The organism is Microbacterium pumilum, from assembly GCF_039530225.1.
Taxonomy (GTDB): Bacteria; Actinomycetota; Actinomycetes; order Actinomycetales; family Microbacteriaceae; genus Microbacterium; species Microbacterium pumilum.
This window is the reverse complement of the sequence record NZ_BAAAOH010000001.1, coordinates 3,884,644-3,906,460: the sequence shown is the minus strand read 5'-3', so window position 1 is coordinate 3,906,460 and position 21,817 is coordinate 3,884,644. Positions and strand designations below refer to the sequence as shown.

The window sequence follows — 21,817 nt, the reverse complement described above, 5'->3', positions numbered from 1 at the left end:
AGGCGGTCAATGCGGCAGCACGAGCCCGATTCCCATGACGATCATGACGACGGCGATGACGGCGTCGAGGATGCGCCATGCCCGGGGAGTCGAGAGCCAGCGGCCCAGGTAGCGCGCTCCGAACGCGAGGCCGAAGAACCACACGATGCTCGCGATGACCGCGCCGGCGGCGAACACCCAGCGCTGGTCGCCGTGCGAGTTGGCGACGGTTCCGAGCAGGAACACGGTGTCGAGGTACACGTGCGGGTTCAGCCACGTCAGGGCGAGGCATGTGAGCATCACAGGGACGAGCCGCGTCTGCGTGACAGCCGGGGCCTGCGCCACGGCCTTCGTCGCCAGTCCTGAGGGTTCGGTCGCCTCAGGCGCAGGGAACGACCCGTCCACCGGGTCTGCCGTCTGCAGACCCTTGCCGTTCGGCCGCCAGGCACGGCGTGCGGCGAGGATGCCGTATCCCACGAGGAACGCCGCGCCGGCCCAGCGCGCGACATCGATGAGCCACGGGACCGCCTGCAGCACGAAGCCGATGCCCGACACGCCGAGGACGATCAGAAGCGCGTCCGACAGCGCGCAGATCGCGGCGACGACGAGAACGTGCTCGCGGCGCAGCCCCTGCCGCAGCACGAAAAGGTTCTGCGCGCCGATCGCGACGATCAGTGAGAAGCCGAGACCGAGACCGGCAAGCAGGGGAGTGAGCACGCCTTCACGGTAGGTGCGCGGCATCCCATAGTCCAGCTCACGATTCTTCAGGTGCATTAGCATGGCTGATGATGCGTATTCCTTTCGAGCTCGCCGAGACCGTGGCCGTGGTCGTGGACGAGGGCACGCTGGATGCCGCGGCCCGGCGGCTGCACATCACACCGTCAGCCGTCAGTCAGCGCATCAAGGCGCTCGAGGAGCAGCTCGGCCGCGTGGTGCTGGTGCGCTCCAAGCCCGCCCGGCCGACCGAGGCGGGCGCCGCAATCGTCCGGCTCGCGCGCCAGGCGGCGCTGCTGGAGCACGACGTCATCAGTGCGCTCGGAGCCGACAGCGGTGAGGCCTCGCGCACGACCATTCCGCTCGCCGTCAACGCGGACTCGCTGGCGACGTGGTTCCTCCCACCTCTCGCGAGACTCTCGGAGCGGCATCCCGTCGTGTTCGAGGTGCATCGCGACGATCAGGACTTCACCGCCGGACTGCTCGAGTCGGGCACCGTGATGGGCGCGGTGACGTCGCGGGCGACGCCGGTGGCCGGATGCCGCGCCAGCACGCTGGGGGCGATGCGCTACGAGGCGGTCGCCACCCCGGCGTTCGTCGCCAGGTGGTTCGGGGACGGCCTCGACGCCGAGTCACTGGGCCGTGCCCCCGTGCTCGACTTCGACCGACGGGACGACCTCCAGACCCGTTGGCTGCGCGACTCGGGTGCGGATCCGGCCCGTCCGCCGCGGCACTACGTGCCCGCGTCGAACGACTTCGCGACGGCCGTGCAGCTCGGCCTGGGGTGGGCACTCCTGCCGACGTTCCAATCGGACGAGCCCCTTGCCCGCGGTGAGCTGGTCGCGGTGGGCGGCGATCCCGTCGATGTACCGCTGTACTGGCAGCAGTGGAATCTGCGGTCGGAGCTGCTCGACGCCGTGGCCGACGAGATCGTCGCCGAAGGACGCCGGGTGCTGGCGCCCGTCGATGTCATCAGTCGTCGCTGACTCGCAAGACGATCTTTCCGCGGGTGTGGCCCTGTTCGAGCGCGGTGTGAGCGTCTGCGGCGTCCTGGAGGTCGAACACCTTGTCGATGTACACCTGCACCGCGCCCGAGTCGAGCAGTCGACCGACCGTGGCCAGGGCGGCGCCATCCGGGATGACCTTGAAACCGGTTGCGCGAGCCCCGACCGAAGCCGCTGCCTGCCCATAGCCCGGCCATCCGCCCGTCGGCACGAGAACGTACAGGCCGCCGCGGCGCAACACTCCCAGCGAGCGCGAGCCGGTGTGATCGTACTCTTCGCCCACCAGGTCGATGACGACGTCGACGTCGCTGACGACATCCTCGAACCGCGTCGTGGTGTGATCGATGACGACCGACGCGCCGAGCTCCCGCAGCCACGGACCGTTGCGGCCGGACGCGGTCGCGGTCACGTGCGCACCGAAGTAGGCCGCGAACTGCACGGCGAAGTGACCCACGCCACCGCTCCCGGCATGGATGAGGATGCGCTGACCCTCGTGCGCGTGCGCGGTCTCGACGACGAGTCCCCACGCGGTCAGCGCCGCGAGCGGGACGCCCGCCGCCTCGACGTGCGACAGCGAGGTCGGCTTGCGCGCGACCGAGAGCGACGGCACAAGGGCGTACTCCGCATACGTGCCCCCCGATCGCGGGAAGGCGGCCATGCCGAAGACGGCGGTTCCCGGTGGGAAGGGATGGGTCTCGTACGGGGCGCGCACCACGATGCCGCTGAAGTCGAAGCCGAGCACCGCGGGGTAATCGGCGATCGCCGCCGACACCCCCGATCCGGCGCGCGTCTTGGCATCGATCGGATTGACCCCTGCCGCGACGACGCGGACGAGGAGCTCGCTCAGCACGGGGCTGGGTGTCGCGACGGTGGCCTCGCGCAGCGCACTCGGGTCGCCGGTGGCTTCGATCACGGCTGCGCGCATCGTGACAGGGGGGTCGGCAACCGGAGAGAGCTCTATCTCTGGTGCCGTGGAGTTTCGCAGCGGCCGGAATCTCATCGGTCGCTCCTTCCGCATCGGTGTCGCCGTCGGCACCACGTGCTGCCTGATGAGCACAGTCAACCGCGCCAATGTCTCGCCCGTGTTACGCGGTTGCTACCAGACCGCTAATCCTCGCGGCCGGACGTCATGCGAATCGACTCTGAAGGGAGGCTCGTCAGGGCACGGTTCCGGCCGAGAGCGCACGAAGCAGCCGCGCGAGATCATCGATCTCTTCGATCGGCCATTCGTTCAGAGCCGTGAGCAGCGAAGAGTCGGAGGGATGGCGCGCGGCGGCGAGGCGCTCGAGACCTTCGGCGGTCGGCGAGAGCAGACTCGAGCGGCCGTCCTCGGGATCGGGCGCTCGCTGCACGAGACCGAGGTGCTCGAGTTCTCGCACGGTGCGGCTGAGCTGGCCCTTGTCCATCATGAGCGAATCGGCGAGCGTCGAGATCGTCACGCTCTCTTTGCGCACGATGGTCGTGAAGACCTTGTACGCGCCGGGAAGGAGACCTGGGCTGAGGCGTTCGGCGTTCGCCGCGAGAACCCGCCGGAATTGATTGATGAGTTCACCGACCTCGCTCTCGAGGGCCCGCACCGCACGGGTGCGGGCCTCGAGATCCGGCGACTCGGTCATCATCGACGACATTATCGGCCGGCGGATGCCTCAGCAGGCGCCACGGAGCGCTCGGTGGCGTCCTCGTCGGCGGGTGCGGCGACATCCTGATCAGAGGACTCGGCGGCGTTCTCGTCTGCCGAGGCGGCGACATCCATCCCCTCGGGAACGGACACTGTGGCCAGGTCCGCTTCGCTGGCCTGGATGCGCTCGCTGGTGGTCATGCGCGTGAGCGGCTTGTTCGGCAGGAAGATGATCGCGATGAGGCTCAGGATCGCGAACGGCACCGCGATGAGGAACGACTGCGAGATGCCCTGCGCGTAGATGTCCTCGAAGATCACCCGGACGACAGGCGGCATCGTCGAGACCTGCGGCAAAGTGCCGCTCTGGATCTGCGCCGCGATGTCGGCGCCCTTCGCACCCAGGCTCACGATGGCCGCGGTCAGCTGATCCTTCGCCCCCGCCATGAGATCGGTGACGCTCGCCGCGAGCGCAGCGCCCATGAACGAAACGCCGATCGTGCCGCCGAGGCTGCGGAAGAACGTCACTCCCGAGCTCGCGACACCGATCTCGGTCGGCTTGGAGGTGTTCTGAACCACGAGCACGAGGTTCTGCATCGTCATGCCGACGCCCGCGCCGAGCAGGAACATGTACAGCGAGACGAGGGCGAAGTTCGTGTCGTAGTGGATCGTCGACAGCAGGTACGAGCCGGCGATGAGCGAGACCGAGCCGACGATGAGGTACGGCTTCCACTGTCCGAACCGGGTGACCAGCGCGCCGACGCCGATCGACGAGACCAGCAGGCCCGCGATCATGGGGATCGTCATGAGGCCCGCCTCGGTCGGCGTGGCGCCGCGTGCGAGCTGCATGTACTGGCTGAGGAACACGGATGCGCCGAACATCGCGATGCCGGTGGCGATCGACGCGATGACCGCGAGCGTGAAGGTGCGGTTGCGGAACAGCGACAGCGGGATCAGCGGCTCCTTCGAGCGCAGCTCGACGATGATGAACAGCAGCGTCGCGAGGAGTGCGCCACCGACCATGAGGATGGTCTGCATGCTCCACCACTCGAACGAGTCGCCGGCGAGCGTCACCCAGATGAGCAGGAGCGAGACGGCGGTGGAGAGCAGCACGATGCCGAGGTAGTCGATGCGCGCCTTCATCTTGGCGCGGTGAGGCAGGTGCAGGGTGCGCTGGATGATGATGAGCGCAGCGATTGCGAACGGCAGTGCGACGTAGAAGTTCCAGCGCCAGCCCAGCGTGTCGGTGATGACGCCACCGAGCAGCGGGCCGCCGATCGTCGCCAGCGCCATCACTCCGCCGAACAGGCCCATGTACTTGCCGCGCTCGCGCGGGCTGATGATGTCAGCCATCAGCACCTGGCTGAGGGCCGCGAGGCCGCCGGCGCCGATTCCCTGGACGGCACGGAACGCGATGAGCGTCGAGGTGTCCTGCGAGAAGCCCGCGGCCGCGGTCGCGAGCACGAAGATCACGATCGCGACCTGGAACAGCACTTTGCGGTTGAACAGGTCGGCGAGCTTGCCCCAGATCGGGGTCGAGATGGCCGTGGTGAGCAGCGTCGCGGTGACGACCCACGTGAAGGCGGCCTGGTCGCCGTCGAGGTCATGAATGATGACCGGCAGCGAGGTCGAGACGACCGTCGAGGCCAGCATCGACACGAACATGCCGAGGAGGAGGCCGGAGAGGGAAACGAGCACACGACGGCGGGGCGCCGCCGGAGCGTCCGTCTCCAGTGCGGGGGAAGTGACAGCGGACATGCGGGTCCTTCGGATGGTGATGAGCGGGAGGCGCGGCGACGATGGCGCAAGATGGTTGACGATCGTCAACAGTTGAGATTAGTCAACTATATAGTCAATCGTTGACGTTCGTCAACTATTCCCCAGGGGCTCAGTCGGCGAGAGCGAGCGCGCGGAAGGGCTGCCGCGGCACTTCGACCGGCTCGGGTGCCTCGGCGAGCGGACGGCCGACGAGATGCCGGCGGTGCAGCTCGTCGATCAGTGCCGTTGCGAGGCGCACGAGCTTGGCGATCTCGGCCTCGTCGCGATCGACCCATGCGCATCGGGGCTCATCGTCCACCGGGACGAATGCGTCGTGCTCCTCCCACGCGATGAGCGTGCGCTCGGCGCCCAGCACATGCTGCTGCCACCAGACCTGCCGCAGATAGGAGCGCGGGATGCTGCTCCAGGACTTGTTCGTGGTCTTTATCTCGCACAGCTGGATGCGGCCGGCGCTGTCGACGGCGATGCCGTCGGGAGTGGCGAGGTGCCGTTTCTCGACGACCGCGTGGAAGAGTGCGGAAGAAGGCTGGATGCCGTGGGTCGCGGCGACCCACGCCGCGATCTCGGGTTCGCGAAGGCGACCGTGAGCGGTGTAGGCGTTCCCCGAGAATCCCGATCCCATGAGTTTGGCGTCGGCGGCTCGCGGGATGGATCGGTCTGACGTGAGGGATGCGACATCCGTCGCCGTGATGCCTCGGGAGCGAGCCCGCACCCAAGCCACGCGGTCGCGTGAGTCCGCAACGATGCGGGCGGCGAGTTCCGGTGTCACGTTTCGAGGCTAACCCTGCGCCGCGACATCCGCGCCCGCGACACTGTGGTTGCGGCATCCGGTGGTCGCGCGAGCCCTTTGTCGGGTGTCGTTCCCGTGCTGGCTCACCGAGCCCGCACGCGAGGTACGCCCGATGCGTGGCCGCTCGGCGAGCCAGCACGGGAATGTTTCGCGCAGCGCCACTGATCCCTCCACAGCCGCACAATCCGGCGCGTAGTCAACAGACGGCTGCCGGCCGTCCCGACGCGGGACGGAGGTCGGGAGGATGTCGGGATGTCGGACACGATCGTGAGACTGGACTCGCTATTGCGCTCCTTCGAGTCCATGGCCCTTGAAGGCTGGACAACGCGTCAGCTCGGTTCCGCGTGCGAGCGCGGAGAGCTGCGGCGCGTCCGGCGGGGGTGGTACATCCGAGCTTCTGAGTGGGACTCGATGCGGCCCGAAACTCGCCATCTGATCCATCTCACCGCGGTCACTCGGGACGCCCGCGATGAACGGCCCATCGTGTCCCACCTCTCGGCTGCAGCGGTCCACGGACTTCCGCTCTATCGAACGACACCGTCTCGTGTGCACATCACGGTGCCGTTGCCTGGCAAGCACTCGAGCAGTTCCGACGTCGTCCGCCACGAGACGAATATCGCGGATGCCGACATCGTCGAGGTCGGAGGCATCCGGTGCACGTCGCTGGCGCACCGTGTTCGATGTTGCCCGCACGGTTCGTACCGAGCCCGCGCTCGTCGTGGCGGATGCCGCGCTGAGGCTGACAGCCGTCACAGGCCGGCGCCAAAACGATGACCGGGCCGAGGAGTGGCGCGAAGCCTTGCGGACACGGGCGGGACGCGCACGCGGTGCTCGCGGCATCCGATCTCTTCTCGGGATAGTCGAGTTCGCGAACGGGCTGGCGGAATCACCGGGCGAGAGCGTCAGCCGGCTGCAGCTCGCGCGCGTGGGTTTCGCGATCCCGCGGCTTCAGGTTCGAGTGCCCGGGCCGCAGGGCAGCTTCTATTGGGTCGATTTCGCGCTTGACGACGTAAACGCCTTCGGCGAATTCGACGGGCAGGGAAAGTATCTCGATGAGTCTCAACGATCTGGACGATCGCTGGAGCAGGTGATGCTCGACGAGAAGGCTCGGGAGGACTGGATCCGGGGGACAACCGACCGGAGATTTCCGCGGTGGGGGTCGGAGCACATCACGACTTCCACTGCCCTCGCGGCCCGCCTCGCGGCGTTCGGCATCCGCCCTCCATCCTGAGGGCGACCACCTCGTACGCCCGGTCGGTGCTTCTCCTGCGTCGTTCCCGTGCTGGCTCACCGAGCAACCACGCCGATGACGTCGCGCCCGTGCGGGCTCGCCGGACCAGCACGGGAACGACACATGAGGCGGCGCGCGCCCACCAAGACCCCCCGATTTGGCGGGTCGCGGGGCCTCACGTAGACTGGGGGCAACCGAAGACCGCCGGTGATCGACGTGCGCGCAAGCGCATCGAGATCGAAGCACTGCACCAGCAGGGGCCCGCGCAGGTGTCACGAACGAATTCCCTGTGGATCACGCTCCGTGCGCTTGCGCCGGAGCGTTTCTGTTTCTGCAGCGTGAGTTCTCATGATCCGGATGTCTCGGCCGACGCCCCGCCACCGCGGGGCGTCTCGTAGACACACTTCGCGGGATCCGTCCCGCGAGGCGAACAAGGAGTGGCCATGGCGCAGAAGGAAGCATCGGTCGCCGAGCTCACGAAGAATTTCGAGGACTCGACCGCCGTTCTGCTGACCGAGTACCGCGGTCTGACGGTTGCCCAGCTCAAGGAGCTGCGCAACAGCATTCGTCAGGATGCGGATTACGCCGTGGTGAAGAACACGCTCACCAAGATCGCCGCGAACAACGCGGGGATCTCGTCGCTGGATGACGACCTCAAGGGTCCGTCGGCAGTGGCGTTCGTGCACGGCGACCCGGTCGCCGTCGCGAAGGGCCTGCGTGCCTTCGCCAAGGCACACCCTCTTCTCGTGATCAAGGGCGGCTACTTCGACGGTGCCCCCCTGAGCGCGGATGAGGTCAACAAGCTCGCCGACCTCGAGAGCCGTGAAGTCCTGCTGGCGAAGCTCGCCGGCGCGATGAAGGCCTCGCTGTTCGGCGCCGCCTATCTGTTCAACGCACCGCTGTCGAAGGCCGTTCGCACGGTCGACGCGCTGCGTGAGAAGCAGGAGTCCGCGGCCTGATTTCCGGGCCCGGCTGAACAACCAAATCAAGGAGATAGATCATGGCAAAGCTCAGCACTGAGGAGCTGCTCGACGCGTTCAAGGAGCTCACGCTCATCGAGCTCTCGGAGTTCGTCAAGAAGTTCGAGGAGACCTTCGAGGTCACCGCCGCGGCGCCCGTCGCCGTTGCAGGCCCGGCTGCCGCCGGTGCCGCCCCCGCCGAAGAGGTCGAGGAGCAGACGGCATTCGACGTCGTGCTCGAGGCCGCAGGCGAGAAGAAGATCCAGGTCATCAAGGTCGTCCGCGAGCTCACCTCGCTCGGCCTCGGCGAGGCCAAGGCCGTCGTCGATGGCGCTCCCAAGGCCGTCCTCGAGGGCGTCACCAAGGAAGCTGCAGACAAGGGCAAGGCCGCTCTCGAAGAGGCCGGCGCCACCGTCACCCTGAAGTGAGTCGAGGCGGCAGTGCCGCCTTGGGATTCTTCGCGAGAAGGCCCCGGATGCCGCGCATCCGGGGCCTTCCTCGTGCCCTGGAGCATCAGCGAGATGCGTCCGCCTGACGCTGTCGACTGTCGACGACGACAGCTGAATGCTGCGGATCGAGCGCACTCGTGGAGTTGCGCACCACGAGCGTCGACCGCATCCGCACCACCGCTTTCGCCTTGTCGGGCTCGGCGATGTGGGTGAGCAGCAGGTCGACGGCGACCCTGCCCTGCTCGCGAGGGACCTGCCGCAGCGTCGTGAGGGAGAACATCTCGGCGAACTCGTGATCGTCGATGCCGATGACGCTGAGGTCGCTCGGCACCTGGACGCCGAGGCGGCGAGCCGCGATGATCGCGCCGATCGCCACCTCGTCGCACGTCGCGACGAGGGCCGTGGGTCGGCTGCGCGCATCGCCGAGCACATCCACGGCCGACGCGTACCCGCCGGGCACCGTCACCTCGGAGATGATGTGCGAGGCATGCTCGGCGAGCCCGGCATCCGCCATCGCGCCTCGGTATCCATCGAGCCGGCGCCGGTCGACGTGAGCCCAATGCTGCTGCGGTGTGCCGCCGATGAACGCGATGCGGCGGTGTCCGAGCGCGACGAGGTGCTCGGTCGCCCGGCGGGCGGCGAAATCGTCGTCGATCGCGACATCCGTCGTCGTGTCGGCCGAACCGACCACGGTGACGACGGGCCGCCCCAGCTGCACGAGCCGGTCGAACTCCCGGTCGTCCGGCTCGAGCCCCACGGCGATGAGCCCGTCGAACCTCTTGCGGGCGAGGTAGTCCTGGAAGATCAGCGATCGGCCGACCGTGCCCGGCTTCGCGTCGTAGAGGGTCAGATCCAGCCCGCGCTCGAGAAGCGACTGCTGGATGCCCTCGAGCACTTCGGCGAAGAACCACCGGTTGAGGTAGGGCATCACGACGCCGACGGTGTTCGTGCGTCCGGTTGCGAGGGTGACGGCACTGTTCGACGCCACGTAGCCGAGCGTGGCCGCGGCAGATCTCACGCGCTCCCGCGTCTCGTCTGAGGTGTACCCGGAGCCGGTCAGCGCACGGCTGGCGGTCGATTTGGACACACCTGCGAGACGGGCGACCTCGGCGATGCCCGCCATGTCAGAACACTCCCTCGTCGTCAGCGACACTCCGCACCACGGCGGAATCTGGGACCGATTCCATGCCATATTGGCCCGCCGCTGTCGCTTCCGCCACTGTTATCGCGCAGGTTACCGAGTTGTGACCATTGGAGATTGTGCCGTGGGGTGGGGAACCCCTAGCGTGAATGTGGAATCGGTTCCCGAATGGATTCGGGCGCGGATACGCTTTGCGAACAGCGCGCTGGACGCTCAACGAGGAGGCAGAAATGAATGGAATGCGCACGACTGCGCGTCACCGCATCATCGCGGGGGTGGGTGTGGCCGCAATCGCCGCCATGACGCTCGCGGGGTGTGCCGAGGGCGGTGGTGAGGAGGCGAACCCGACCGATCTCGCCGGCGAGACGGTGACGATCGCGGGTGGCATCACCGGCATCGAGGCCGAGAACATGCAGAAGTCCTTCGACCAGTTCACCGAAGACACCGGGATCAAGGTGGAGTACTCGGGCGACAAGAGCTTCGAGGGCAACATCGTCACCAAGGTGGCCGGCGGATCCGCACCCGACATCGCAATCGTGCCGCAGCCTGGACTTCTCAAGAGCCTGGTCGAAACCGGCGAGGTCAAAGAGGCGCCCGACGCTGTGGAGGCGAACGTCGACGCGAACTGGTCGCCGGATTGGAAGGCCTACGGCACTGTCGACGACGTGTTCTACTCGGCACCCATGCTTGCGAACGTCAAGGGCTTCGTGTGGTACTCGCCCGCGTCATTCGAGGAATGGGGCGTCGAAGTCCCCACGACGTGGGATGAGCTGCTCGACCTGACGGCGACGATCCAAGAGCAGACCGGTTCCGCTCCGTGGTGCGCCGGATTCTTCTCCGATGCGGCGTCGGGATGGCCGGGCACGGACTGGGTCGAAGACCTCGTGCTGCGCCAGTCCGGACCCGAAGTCTACGACCAGTGGGTGGCGAACGAGGTCAAGTTCACTGATCCCCAGATCGAAGACGCGTTCAACGCCGTGGGCGAGATCCTGTTGAACCCCGACTATGTGAACGCGGGCTTCGGCGACGTGGCGAGCATCAACGCAACGGCATTCGCCGACGTCGCGGCCAAGGTCGCTGACGGCACCTGCGCGCTCACGCACCAGGCATCGTTCCTCGCGGCCAACTTCCTCGATGTCCAGACCGCTGATGGTGCGACGCCGAACGTCGCACCGGATGGCGATGTCTACGCCTTCCCGCTCCCCGGCATCGAGGCGGGTGGCGAGACGACGCTCGAGGTCGGTGGCGAGTTCGTCACGGCATTCTCGGATGACGCGGCCACCGTCGCGGTGCTCGAATACATGTCGACGCCCGAGTGGGCCGACACCCGCGTCGAGCTGGGTGGCAACATCTCCGCCAACCTCAACGCGGACCCGTCGCTCGCCTCCAGCGAGTTCCTCACCGAGGCGATGACCCTGCTGCAGGACCCGAACACCACCGTGCGCTTCGACGCAGCCGACCTGATGCCGGCGACCGTCGGCCAAGGGTCGTTCTGGAAGGGCATGGTCGACTGGATCGACGGCAAGGACACCGCAACGGTCCTGAGTGACATCCAGGCAGGCTACGAGAACTAGCCCGCCATGACAGCGGGGTCGCTCGTCTCGGCGAGCGTCCCCGCTGTCATCACCGCCACTGGTCTCGGCAGTCCCGGCCGTGGCAGGCTCTCATCCATGAGTCCGATGACGTGCTCGGAAAGGCAGTCATGACTGACACCGTAAAGGCGCCGAAAACCAAGGCTGATGTGATCGCAGCAGCCGAGAAGTCTGCTGCGGAGAAGGCCGCGTTCTTCGCCCGACAACACCGCACGACGGTCATCGTCGTGTGGATCGGCTTCATCCTGGTCGCGGCCCTGTTCCTCTTCATGGTCACCCGACCGCCGGTCGAGGGAGCCCGGCCGACGTCGCTGGGCGTCTCGTTCAACAGCTTCTTCCAGTGGATCGGCAACATGGGGCCGATCGTGCAGATCCCCATCATCCTCTTGGTCTTCGGGGCCGTCGTCGGCATCCTGCTGCTTCTGATCGAATACGCACCCCGTGCCGGCACGGTCTATTTCTGGATTCGGGTGATCGCGTGCTTCGCGATTCCGGTCATCGCTTTCATGCTGCTGCGCCCGTACCAGAACGCGGTCATCTATGTGCTGGCCATCGCGATCCTCCTCGGCGCCATACTGTTCTACGCCGACTTCCGGGCGCGTCAGGGCAGGGGCTACCTCTTCCAGCTGATCCTGTTCGCGGCTCCCGCGGCGGTCCTGCTGCTCATCGGGTTGATCTACCCTGCCATCTCGACGTTCTTCCAGTCGTTCTTCGACAAGACCGGGAAGAGCTTCGTCGGACTCGAGAACTACATCTGGGTCTTCACGAACCCCGAGGGCTTCTGGTCGGTCGTCAACTCGATCATCTGGGTGATCGTGGCGCCGATCTTTGCGACTGTCATCGGACTCGCCTACGCGGTCTTCATCGATCGCGCGAAGGGCGAGAAGGCACTGAAGATCCTCATCTTCATGCCGTTCGCGATCTCGTTCGTGGGAGCGGGCATCATCTGGAAATTCATGTACGACTATCGCCAGGGCGACCAGATCGGTCTCCTCAATGCGATCGTGACGTTCTTCGGATTCCCCCCGGTGCCGTGGCTCGCGACCGAGCCCCTCGTCAATACGCTGCTGCTGGTCGTCGTCTTCATCTGGAGCCAGACCGGGCTCGCGATGGTCATCCTGTCCGCCGCGGTCAAGGCGGTGCCGCCGGAGCAGAACGAGGCGGCGGAGATCGACGGCGCCAACGCCTGGCAACGGTTCCGCAACGTCACGATTCCCGGCATCCGATCCTCCATTGTCGTCGTCGTGACCACGATCGCCATCGGCTCGCTCAAGATCTATGACATCGTCGCCGTCATGACCGGTGGTCGCGCGAACTCCACCGTCCTCGCGTTCGAGATGGTGAACCAGCAGCAGCGATTCCAGAGCTACGGCCACGCTGCCGCGCTCGCCATCGTGCTGTTCATATTCGTCATACCGCTCATCTGGTTCAACGTCGTTCAGATCAGGAAGCAGAGGGAGATCCGATGACCACCACCAATCTGGTGATCGAGTCGAACGTCGATGGGCGTTCGGCACGACAGGTCGCCCGCGACACCCGCCGGCACGAGAAGATGGCCCAGAAGCGCCTCACCTCCAAGGGTGCGACGATCGCGGCCATCGCGATCGCGTTCTTCTGGACGATCCCGACGTTCGGCCTCTTCGTCACCTCGTTCCGCCCTGGTGCCGACTCGCAGACCACGGGTTGGTGGACCGTCTTCACCAACCCGGACTTCACGCTCGGCAACTATCAGGCCGCGCTCACAGCCGGCGGAACGTCGCTGACCCTCGCGCAGTCGTTCCTGAACTCGCTGGCCATCACGATCCCCGTGGTCGCCTTCGCGCTCGCCGTCGCATCGCTGCTGGCGTACGCGTTCGCCTGGATCGACTTCAAGGGCAAGAACTTCATCTTCATCGCGGTGTTCGCGCTGCAGATCGTGCCGATCCAGATGGCCCTGGTCCCGCTGCTCAGCCTCTTCTCCCGGGGCCTGACCGTCAACGGTGTCAGTATCTTCCCTGGTCTCGAACTGCGCGACATCGACCACAGCTTCGCGACCGTGTGGATCGCCCACACGATCTTCGCGCTGCCGCTGGCGGTCTTCCTCCTGCACAACTTCATCGCCGAGATCCCCAGCGAGGTGATCGAGGCGGCACGCGTGGACGGTGCCGGGCACGGCCAGATCTTCTTCCGGATGATCCTGCCCCTGTCGGCCCCGGCGCTCGCGTCGTTCGCGGTGCTGGAGTTCATCTGGGTCTGGAACGACCTGCTGGTCGCGACGATATTCGCGCCATCGACGTCCTTGCCGATGACGCAGTCTCTGGCGTCCCTATCGGGAACATGGGGCAACCAGTGGTTCCTGCAATCCGCGGGTGCGTTCATCACGATGCTGACGCCGCTCATCGTGTTCTTCGCGCTGCAGCGCTTCTTCGTGCGTGGCCTGCTGGCAGGTGCGACGAAGGGCTGATCGGCCGATCGACGGACCGGGAGCGCGCCGCCGGGGGGCAGGCGCACTCCCGGTCTCGTCGTACCTGCCCACTCGACCCGGCCGGCTGATCGCGTCCCGCTCATCGTTAGGGTGAGTCCATGGATGCCGCGCCCGTCGTCTCCGCACCCGTCGACGTCGACCCGTCGATCGGTCTCAGCGCGGCTGCGGTGGCCGAGCGCATCGCCACCGGTCGCACCAATTCCTTCGCGGCCAACACGAGCCGGAGTGTCTGGACGATCGTCCGCGCCAACGTCTTCACACTGTTCAACGCGATCGTCTTCACCTGCTTCGGCATCCTGCTGGTGCTCGGCCGTTGGCAGGACGCGATCTTCGGGCTCGCGGCCTTCGCCAACTCGATCATCGGATGCTGGCAGGAGTTCCGTGCCAAAGCAGCCCTCGACCGGCTCGCGCTGCTCAACGCTCCGCTCGCGCGGGTGCGCCGCGACGGTCTCGACGCCGAGATTCCACCCGTGGACGTCGTGCTCGATGACATACTCATCCTGCGCGCAGGCGACCAGGTACCGGCCGACGCGATCGTGATAGACACCCGCGCGCTGCAGATCGACGAGTCGATGCTCACCGGCGAGTCCGACGCGGTCGACAAGAAGCCGGGCGACGAGGCTCTCTCGGGCTCGATCGTGGTCGCGGGCGAGAGCGAAGCACAGGTGACCCGCGTCGGAGCCGACTCGTACGCGAACAAGTTCGCGGGTGAGGCGAAGCGGTTCTCGCTCGTCTCGTCGGAGCTGCGCACCTCGATCAACCGCGTGCTGCGGTTCATGAGCTGGATCATCGGTCCGATCGGACTCCTCGTCCTCAACGCCCAGATGATGGTCGCCGGCGGCTGGGTCACCGCGTGGGAGAGCGGAACGTGGGTGCAGGCGGTCGTGAACACGATCGCCTCCCTCACCGCGATGATCCCGCTCGGCCTGGTGCTCATGACCTCCATCGCGTTCGCTGTCGGTGCCGCGAAGCTGGCGAGCCGCCAAGTGCTCGTGAACGAGCTGCCCGCAGTCGAGGGGCTCGCCCGCGTGGACGTCATCTGCCTCGACAAGACCGGCACGCTCACCGCGGGCGAGATCGAGTTCGACGGTGCTCACCCGGTTCCGGATGCCGCGCCCGACGTCGACGCGGTGCTGGCGTGGTACGGCGCCGCACCCGCGGCGAACGCGACGGCACGATGCCTGCAGGCGCCGTATCCGGTGCAGGATGCGCTCTCTGTCGCCCGCGACATCCCGTTCTCGTCCGCCCGCAAGTGGAGCGCGGTGTCGTTCGCGAACGGCCCGGGCGGCACGTGGGTGCTGGGCGCGCCGGAGATGGTGTTCGGCGACGCGGCGTCCGACCCGGCCACGGGCTTCGGCCGAACGGTCACCGAGCTGGCCTCGACCGGCCGCCGCACGCTCGTGCTGGCCCACTCTGCGACGGCCCTGACCGATGCCGCTGTCGATGAGGAGAGTCTGCCTCCGGGCGTCTCGCCGGCCGTCGTGCTGACCTTCCGCGAGCGGGTGAGGCCCGATGCCGCACAGACTCTCACGTACTTCCGCGAGCAGGGGGTCGGCATCCGGGTCATCTCGGGTGACAATCCACGCACGGTCGCGGCCATCGCGCGCGAAGTGGGTCTCGACGTCGCGGAAGGGTTCGATGCGCGCAAGCTCCCGGAGAGCGATGCGGCGCTCGGCGAGGTGCTCGAGACGCACACGGTGTTCGGACGCGTCACACCCGAGCAGAAGAAGCGCATGGTGGTCGCGCTCCAAGCCAACGGCCACACCGTCGCGATGACGGGGGACGGCGTCAACGACGCGCTCGCCATCAAGACCGCGGACATCGGCATCGCGATGAACTCCGGAGCGGCGGCCACCAAAGCGGTGGCGAGACTCGTGCTGCTCGACGGACAGTTCTCGCACCTCCCCGACGTCGTCGCGGAAGGCAGGCAGGTCATCGCGAACATCGAGCGGGTGTCGATGCTGTTCCTGAACAAGACCGTCTATGCCACGGGACTTGCCATCCTGTTCGGCGTGCTGGTGCTGGAGTTCCCGTTCCTGCCGCGCCAGCTCTCCATCACCGACGGACTGACCATCGGCATCCCGGCGTTCTTCCTCGCGCTGATGCACAACTCGCAGCGATATGTGCCCGGGTTCCTCAAGCGCTCGCTGAGCTTCGCGATCCCCTCTGGCACGATCATCGCGATCGCGCTGACGCTGTACACGCTCGGGGCGAAGTCGCTCGGGGCGGAGGAGCCCGAGCTGCGGACGGGGTCGACGATCATCCTCGCCATCGTGGGCATCTGGGTGCTCACCGTGCTGTCGCGCCCGATCAACCGCTACAAGGTGCTCGTGATCGGAGCGATGTTCATCACGCTCCTCGTGATCTTCACGATCCCGCTCGCGTCAGAGTTCTTCGAGCTCGTCGACCCGGGCGAGGATGTCGCATATCTCGTGACGATCGTGACGGTGCTCACGATCGGGGCGATCGAGATCGTGAGGTTCTTCCATCGCCGTTTTGTCGCGAAGGAGCTCGCGAAAGCCGGAGTCACGAGCCTCGGATGAGCGTCAGGGCCGGGCGCTCGCCGTGGCGACGGGTTGCCCGGGTTGAGGCGCGAAATGCTTTCGACCGGGCGGCGCCCAGAGCGCGAACACGACGAAGGCCTCTGCGACGACCTGGATCGTCGCCACCCAATCCCACGAGTCGGTCGAGGCGATCGCGATGACGTTCAGGACGAACTCTGCTCCGAGATAGAGCGTGACGAGCAGTCGTGCCAGAGTGCTGCCCCGTGACAGTCCCGAGGCGACCGCGAACGTCAACAGCGCGAACAGGATGATCCCCGCACCCAGCAGCGAGACCGGAAGCACCGAAGCGCGGTCGACCTGGTACCGGCTGAGCAGGATCAGCACGCCGATCAGCGCGCCCACTGCCCCGGTGAGATACACCAGCACCACCGCAATCGTCACGACCACCGGCCGCCGCCGGGGGAGGGGGGAACTCGCTGCGGTCACGCGACCACTGTAACGGGGGGGGGCGAGGAGCACCCGGGGTCAGCCGCTGCAGCCGAGGCGGCTCTGCATGCTCTCCATGGCGTCGATCTCGGCCGTCTGGGTCGCTTTCATGCTCTGCGCGACTTCCCGCACCCGTGGTTCCGAGCCGAGCTCGATGACCGCTTCGGCCATGGGGATTGCTCCCTCGTGGTGGCGGATCATGAGCGAGAGGAACATGCAGTCCGCATCGCTGCCGGTGGCCGCGGCGAGGGCGCTGATCTCCGCATCCGTCGCCATGCCCATCGCCTCACGCGCCTGGTCATCCGTCAGGGGGGGCGCACTCGACCCGCCGTGCTCGTGTCCCGCGTCGGATTCCGTCATCCACGCCATCATCGGTGCCCCGGACTGCGGCAGACCCCACTGCACGAGCCAGTCGTACATCTCGCCGCGCTGGCCGGCCTGGCCGGTCGCGATGTCGTAGGCGAGCACTCGGAGATCGGGATCGTCGGTCTTGCGGTAGATCTCCATCGCCATCTCGACGGCCTGCGCATGGTGCACCTGCATGTCGCGCGCGAAGCCCGCCTCGGCCGAGTCTGATGCCGGAGCCGACGACGGGGACGCGCCGAACGTCGAGAACCGCCCGATGGCGAACCCGAGCGCGATGACCAGGACGAGGCTCAGAGCGATGAGCAGCCCACGCCTCATGGCGCTGCTCGTCGGTGTGCTCGTCGGCTCGGCGCTGCTCGGGTCGGCCTCGCTCACGGATCCTGCCTAGGACTGCTTGCCGGGAGCATCGAGCCCTCCGGTGCAGGCCGCCGTCGGCTCGGGCGCGCTCTGGCTGCGCCAGTACTCCTCGAAGAACTGCGGGATCCGCGAGTCATCCGCGGAATCGAGCTTCAGCTGGTGGTTCCAGGCGCTCAGCACAATCGGCGAATCGAGTCCCTCGAAAGGCGAGAGGACCACGTACGTCGACGGCAGCTGGCTCTTCAGGCTCGCCAGTTCGTCACCCGTGACCTGCGATGCGTCGTACGTCACCCAGATCGCGCCGTGCTCGAGAGCGTGGACGGCGTTCTCGTTCGGCACAGGCTGGTCGTAGATGCCGCAGTTGAGCCACACCGGGTTGTGCGGCCCGCCTGCCGGAGGCGACTGGGGGTAGTCCACGGTGCCGTCGACGTGCTCGGTCACATTCTCGAACGTTTCGACGCCCTCGATATCCGCGCCGTCACTGCCGGGGGTGTAGGTCGGTGCCGCCTTCGGAGCGAAGACGATGGAGGCGACGATCAGAGCGATGACGACCACGACGGCGGCCGATCCGACGACCCACCACACGAGCTTGCTGCGCCGGCGCTTGGCGAGCTGCTTCTGGTACTCGGCCAGCTTCTCCTGGCGCTTCTGCTCCCGCTGCTGCTTGACGGTGAGATTGATGTCGGCTTGCGTTGCGGGGTTGCCGCTGACGCGCTTGTCGGACGGGCGCTGGGATGTCGGGGTCATAAGCAGGATCTCGGCTCGGGCGCCCGGCACAGGGCTGGCGGACAGGTCGGTGGGGGTGGCGCAAAGAGTACGGCCATCCTATGCGAGCGCATGCGAGGGGGTCTGAGAAGGCGCCGACAGAAGCCGGGGCAAACACCCGATGCCGCGTCGGCGGTTGCGGGGAAGGGGGATGCATCCGTTACGATAGAGATCTCCGAATCGATTCGATCCAGCCGATCCGGAACGACCCATCCCCATGCGCCCCACCGGTGTCGGCGCACTCCGCTCCCGTTTCTGAAACGAAGACCCTGTGCTCGATACCGCCACTGTTCCCGTCATTCCTCCGACGGATGCCACCGAAGGCGCCTCGACGTCGCCCGCGCCCTCGACCGGCGCTGTCCGAACCGTCAGCGACCTGTCGGCCACCGGGGCGATCCACACGATCGGCGGAGTGCCCGCGACGGGTGCCATCCGCACGCTCGGACCGAATCCGGCCACGGCGCCGATCATGCTTCACCCGGGCGACTCGATCTCACACGGGCGCAGGGTGGTCTACATCATCCTGCTCGGTGCGCTGACGGCGCTCGGACCGTTCACCGTCGACCTCTATCTGCCGGCGTTCCCGGTGCTGATGGAGGACTTCCAGACGACCGCCACGATGATCCAGCTCACCCTCACGGGCACGATGCTGGGCTTCGCACTCGGGCAGCTCATCGTCGGGCCGCTCAGCGACAAGGTGGGCCGCCGCATCCCGTTGCTCGCCGTGACGGCGCTGCACGTCGTCGCCAGCATCGGAGCAGCGTTGTCTCCGACTCTGATCACCCTGGGCATCGCACGCGTGCTCATGGGAATGGGCGCGGCCGCCGGCGGCGTCGTCGCGATGGCGATCGTCCGCGACCTGTTCGGCGGACGCCGCCTCGTTGTCATGCTGTCGCGACTGGCCCTCGTCTCCGGAGTCGCGCCCGTCGCCGCACCGCTCATCGGGTCGGCACTGCTGGCGGTGATGCCGTGGCGCGGCATCTTCGTGGTGCTCGCGATCTACGGCGCGGTCATGCTGGTGTGCGCGATCTTCCTGGTGCCCGAGACGCTCCCCAAGGCGCGGCGCAGTGATCGCGGCAGCACGACCGTCCTGCAGCGGTACAAGAGCGTCCTGTCGGACCGCGTGTTCATCGGAGTTCTGATCATCGGCGCCATGACCTTCAGCGGTCTGTTCTCGTACCTCTCGAGCTCGTCGTTCCTGTTCCAGAGCACGTTCGACTTCGACGCTCAGCAGTATGGACTGCTCTTCGCGGTCAACTCGCTCGGCGTCGTACTGGGCGTGCAGGCGGCATCGCGGCTCGCCGCACGGTTCGGTCCGCAGTGGGTCATGGCATTCTCGACCGCGGTGCTGGTCGTCGCATCCGCCTCGATCATCGTGCTCGATCAGCTCGGTGCAGGCATCTGGGGCGTCATGATCCCGCTCTTCTTCTTCATGACGGCGTGCGGTTTCACGTTCCCCTGCGTACAGGTGCTGGCTCTGGATCGACATGGCAAGGCCGCGGGCACAGCGGCGTCGCTCATCGGTGCGACGAACTTCGGGGTCGCGGGTCTCATCGCCCCGATCGTGGGATGGATCGCGCGGGATGCCGGCATCACGCCGACGACGATGGCGCTTGTCATGACCGGCTGCGCGATCATCGGCATCGTCTCGCTCTGGGCGATCGTGCGCCCGCGCACCATCGGGCTGCTCACCCCCTGAGCAGGAGCGCGAGTCAGCTGCAGTAGCCGATGGGCGGCAGGTCCAGCGTCGCGGTGATGCCACTCACGCGGTCGTCGACGACGGCGACGATCACGGGCCGGGTCTACGGTGCGCTCTCCGCGGCGCCGGATGGCCTGTGGACAGGCTGCAGGATGAAGATCCTCGCCGTCCGGCCGGAGTCCCGCTCATAGTCGCGATAATCGGGCCACTGGGCCTCCATGAGCGCCCAGGTGGCGTCTCGCTCCTCATCCGGGATGAGGGTGGCGTGCACGGCCATGCGGCGTCCGCGGACGGTGATATCGGCATCCGGATGCGCGAGCAGATTCGCCGTCCACGCCGGGTGCTTCGCTCCCGCCCAGTTGGTGCCCGCGACGATCGCACGTCCTCTGCCGTCGGCCGTGTACATCAGCGGAGCGTCGCGTGGCTCGCCCGACTTCGCGCCGATCGTGTGGAGCATGAGGGAGGGCACGATGATGCCGCTGAGCTGGAAGCGCCCACGCGAGACGCGAGAGAGCAACCGCTCGATCGGAGGCAGCACGATCGGCGCCAGCTTGCGCCACCACGCCGTGCGGGTGAGAGGCGCGATCACGGTGCGGACCACGTCGACGGCACTGGTCATGCGCCTATCATGCCTCGGATACGGCCTCGAGACCGATCGCTGTCGCGGCAGCGGGGTCGATGCTGGATCAGCCGGGCGGCGCTTCGCGCACCGGCTGCAGCACGAAGAGGCGCACCACGCGACCGGACTCCCGCTCGTAGCCGCGATAGCCGGGCCACTGGCGCTCGATGCGCGCCCACGTCGCGTCCCGGTCTTCATCGGGAATGAGGGATGCCCGGACGGGCATGCGTCGGCCGCGTACCGTGATGGCGGCATCCGGATGCGCGATGAGGTTCGCCGTCCATGCCGGGTGCCGTCCGTCGGCGAAGTTGCTGCCGGCGACGATGGCGCGCCCGCGCCCGTCAGGCGTGTACATGAGTGGCGCGTCGCGGGGTTCGCCGGACTTGGCGCCGAGGGTGTGCAGCACGAGCGAGGGCACGAGCAGTCCGCTCAGCTGCACACGCCCGTTGGTGAGGCGCGCGAGAGCGGCTTCGATGGGCGGAAGCGCGATGGGTCCCCATCGACGGAAAAGGCGCGTGCGTGTCACCGGGGCGATGAGTGCGCGGACGACGTCGACCACTTGAGGCATGTGCACATCATGCTCCGTCAGCACAAGGCACCCCCGGATGCCGCGCCTGAGGGACACAATGGTCCGATGGAACCCGCGCGCACGTCTCTCCGCATGTCGTCTCGGGCGGCGGTCTTCGTCGTCGGGGGACTGCTGATCGCGGCGTCGTGCCTGCTCGGCGCCTGGATCTTCATCCGCGGTGTGGAGCCGTTCGCGATCGACACGTGGTGGAACGACGTGCTCGCCGCATGGGTCTCGCCCTTCATGCTCGGCTTCTCGCAGGTGATGAACTTCCTGGGCGGGGGATGGTTCGGCACACTCGCGGTGCCACTCGGCGGCGCGGTCGCCCTCATCCTGGTCAAGCGTCCCTGGTCGGCGGCATACTTCCTCACAGCGGAGACAGCCACTGCGGGGTGCGTCCAGCTCCTGAAGCACGCCTTCGGCAGAGCCAGACCCGAAGACATCATCGTGGTGTCGGACTACGGGTCGTATCCGTCAGGGCACGTTGCCAACGCGACGACGATCGCGGTGGCGGCGGTGACCCTGTTTCCGCGACTCTGGGTCGCGGTGGTGGGTGCGACGTGGGTGCTGCTGATGGCACTCAGCCGCACCTACCTGCACGCTCATTGGCTGAGCGACACTCTGGGAGGCATGCTCGTCGGTGCCGGCACCGCGCTCGTCGTCGCGGGGTTCTTCGCAACGGTCATCGCCCGAGAACGAGTGGATGCCGCGCCCGCGCCGCCGTCGCTAGGCTGAC

The 21,817-nt window shown here is 67.1% G+C and carries 21 protein-coding genes; 10 read left to right on the top strand and 11 right to left on the bottom strand.

Going from position 1 to position 21,817, the window contains the following annotated elements; genetic code table 11:
• Positions 1-6: 6 nt before the first annotated feature.
• The gene (gene lysE / locus ABD188_RS17655) at positions 7-696 is read right to left on the bottom strand and encodes an L-lysine exporter (RefSeq protein WP_344065374.1); all 690 of its coding nucleotides are present in this window, start codon (positions 694-696) and stop codon (positions 7-9) included.
• A gap of 71 nt (positions 697-767) precedes the next feature.
• Between lysE and ABD188_RS17650 the strand changes: the two genes are divergently transcribed.
• Positions 768-1,679, top strand: coding sequence for a LysR family transcriptional regulator ArgP (locus ABD188_RS17650; RefSeq protein WP_344067216.1), 912 nt, complete (start codon positions 768-770; stop codon positions 1,677-1,679).
• Here the strand turns inward: ABD188_RS17650 and ABD188_RS17645 are convergent.
• The 4 genes from ABD188_RS17645 to ABD188_RS17630 all read right to left on the bottom strand — a co-directional run bounded on the left by ABD188_RS17645 (position 1,666) and on the right by ABD188_RS17630 (position 5,860).
• On the bottom strand, positions 1,666-2,697 hold the full coding sequence (locus tag ABD188_RS17645; protein ID WP_344065371.1) for an NADP-dependent oxidoreductase: 1,032 nt from the start codon (positions 2,695-2,697) through the stop codon (positions 1,666-1,668). The genes ABD188_RS17650 and ABD188_RS17645 overlap by 14 nt on opposite strands.
• Positions 2,698-2,854: 157 nt before the next feature.
• Complete coding sequence (locus tag ABD188_RS17640) at positions 2,855-3,316, bottom strand: MarR family winged helix-turn-helix transcriptional regulator (protein ID WP_344065368.1); 462 nt, start codon at positions 3,314-3,316, stop codon at positions 2,855-2,857.
• Positions 3,317-3,324: 8 nt separating this feature from the next.
• A complete protein-coding gene (locus tag ABD188_RS17635; RefSeq protein WP_344065365.1) occupies positions 3,325-5,070 on the bottom strand; it encodes an MDR family MFS transporter in 1,746 nt (581 codons plus the stop codon).
• A gap of 130 nt (positions 5,071-5,200) precedes the next feature.
• Positions 5,201-5,860, bottom strand: coding sequence for a YqaJ viral recombinase family protein (locus ABD188_RS17630; protein ID WP_344065362.1), 660 nt, complete (start codon positions 5,858-5,860; stop codon positions 5,201-5,203).
• Positions 5,861-6,503: 643 nt separating this feature from the next.
• On the opposite strand from ABD188_RS17630, the gene ABD188_RS17625 reads away from it, so the two are divergent.
• The 3 genes from ABD188_RS17625 to rplL all read left to right on the top strand — a co-directional run bounded on the left by ABD188_RS17625 (position 6,504) and on the right by rplL (position 8,499).
• Entirely contained in the window at positions 6,504-7,112 is a 609-nt protein-coding gene (locus ABD188_RS17625) for a hypothetical protein (RefSeq protein ID WP_344065359.1), read from the top strand.
• 443 nt (positions 7,113-7,555) lie between these two features.
• Entirely contained in the window at positions 7,556-8,071 is a 516-nt protein-coding gene (rplJ, locus tag ABD188_RS17620) for a 50S ribosomal protein L10 (RefSeq protein WP_344065357.1), read from the top strand.
• Positions 8,072-8,112: 41 nt separating this feature from the next.
• Complete coding sequence (rplL, locus tag ABD188_RS17615; protein WP_344065353.1) at positions 8,113-8,499, top strand: 50S ribosomal protein L7/L12; 387 nt, start codon at positions 8,113-8,115, stop codon at positions 8,497-8,499.
• An 85-nt stretch (positions 8,500-8,584) separates the two neighbouring features.
• Here rplL and ABD188_RS17610 read toward each other — a convergent pair whose 3' ends face one another.
• Positions 8,585-9,643 (bottom strand): LacI family DNA-binding transcriptional regulator, encoded by a 1,059-nt coding sequence (locus ABD188_RS17610; RefSeq protein WP_344065351.1) that lies wholly within the window; start codon positions 9,641-9,643, stop codon positions 8,585-8,587.
• Positions 9,644-9,900: 257 nt separating this feature from the next.
• On the opposite strand from ABD188_RS17610, the gene ABD188_RS17605 reads away from it, so the two are divergent.
• From ABD188_RS17605 to ABD188_RS17590, 4 genes are all read left to right on the top strand, one after another.
• Complete coding sequence (locus tag ABD188_RS17605; protein ID WP_425561382.1) at positions 9,901-11,235, top strand: ABC transporter substrate-binding protein; 1,335 nt, start codon at positions 9,901-9,903, stop codon at positions 11,233-11,235.
• A 287-nt stretch (positions 11,236-11,522) separates the two neighbouring features.
• Entirely contained in the window at positions 11,523-12,722 is a 1,200-nt protein-coding gene (locus ABD188_RS17600; protein WP_344067212.1) for a carbohydrate ABC transporter permease, read from the top strand.
• The gene (locus ABD188_RS17595) at positions 12,719-13,696 is read left to right on the top strand and encodes a carbohydrate ABC transporter permease (protein WP_344065346.1); all 978 of its coding nucleotides are present in this window, start codon (positions 12,719-12,721) and stop codon (positions 13,694-13,696) included. Before ABD188_RS17600 ends, ABD188_RS17595 begins: the two co-directional genes overlap by 4 nt.
• A gap of 119 nt (positions 13,697-13,815) precedes the next feature.
• On the top strand, positions 13,816-16,260 hold the full coding sequence (locus ABD188_RS17590; protein WP_344065343.1) for an HAD-IC family P-type ATPase: 2,445 nt from the start codon (positions 13,816-13,818) through the stop codon (positions 16,258-16,260).
• A gap of 3 nt (positions 16,261-16,263) precedes the next feature.
• On the opposite strand, the gene ABD188_RS17585 is transcribed toward ABD188_RS17590, so the two are convergent.
• The 3 genes from ABD188_RS17585 to ABD188_RS17575 all read right to left on the bottom strand — a co-directional run bounded on the left by ABD188_RS17585 (position 16,264) and on the right by ABD188_RS17575 (position 18,177).
• Complete coding sequence (locus ABD188_RS17585; RefSeq protein WP_344065341.1) at positions 16,264-16,707, bottom strand: hypothetical protein; 444 nt, start codon at positions 16,705-16,707, stop codon at positions 16,264-16,266.
• A 39-nt stretch (positions 16,708-16,746) separates the two neighbouring features.
• The gene (locus tag ABD188_RS17580; RefSeq protein WP_344065338.1) at positions 16,747-17,391 is read right to left on the bottom strand and encodes a DUF305 domain-containing protein; all 645 of its coding nucleotides are present in this window, start codon (positions 17,389-17,391) and stop codon (positions 16,747-16,749) included.
• Positions 17,392-17,457: 66 nt separating this feature from the next.
• Positions 17,458-18,177, bottom strand: coding sequence for a thioredoxin-like domain-containing protein (locus tag ABD188_RS17575; RefSeq protein ID WP_344065336.1), 720 nt, complete (start codon positions 18,175-18,177; stop codon positions 17,458-17,460).
• Positions 18,178-18,664: 487 nt separating this feature from the next.
• Here ABD188_RS17575 and ABD188_RS17570 point away from each other — a divergent pair, with 487 nt between their 5' ends.
• Positions 18,665-19,894 carry a multidrug effflux MFS transporter gene (locus ABD188_RS17570; protein ID WP_344067209.1) on the top strand — a complete coding sequence of 410 codons (1,230 nt, stop codon included), beginning with the start codon at positions 18,665-18,667 and terminating at the stop codon, positions 19,892-19,894.
• Positions 19,895-19,997: 103 nt separating this feature from the next.
• Here the strand turns inward: ABD188_RS17570 and ABD188_RS17565 are convergent, their stop codons facing one another.
• Both ABD188_RS17565 and ABD188_RS17560 read right to left on the bottom strand, forming a co-directional pair.
• Complete coding sequence (locus ABD188_RS17565; RefSeq protein WP_344065333.1) at positions 19,998-20,513, bottom strand: nitroreductase family deazaflavin-dependent oxidoreductase; 516 nt, start codon at positions 20,511-20,513, stop codon at positions 19,998-20,000.
• A gap of 67 nt (positions 20,514-20,580) precedes the next feature.
• Positions 20,581-21,081, bottom strand: a complete 501-nt coding sequence (locus ABD188_RS17560; RefSeq protein WP_344065330.1) for a nitroreductase family deazaflavin-dependent oxidoreductase — start codon at positions 21,079-21,081, stop codon at positions 20,581-20,583.
• Positions 21,082-21,147: 66 nt separating this feature from the next.
• Here ABD188_RS17560 and ABD188_RS17555 point away from each other — a divergent pair, with 66 nt between their 5' ends.
• Positions 21,148-21,816 carry a phosphatase PAP2 family protein gene (locus ABD188_RS17555; RefSeq protein WP_344065328.1) on the top strand — a complete coding sequence of 223 codons (669 nt, stop codon included), beginning with the start codon at positions 21,148-21,150 and terminating at the stop codon, positions 21,814-21,816.
• Position 21,817: the final 1 nt, after the last annotated feature.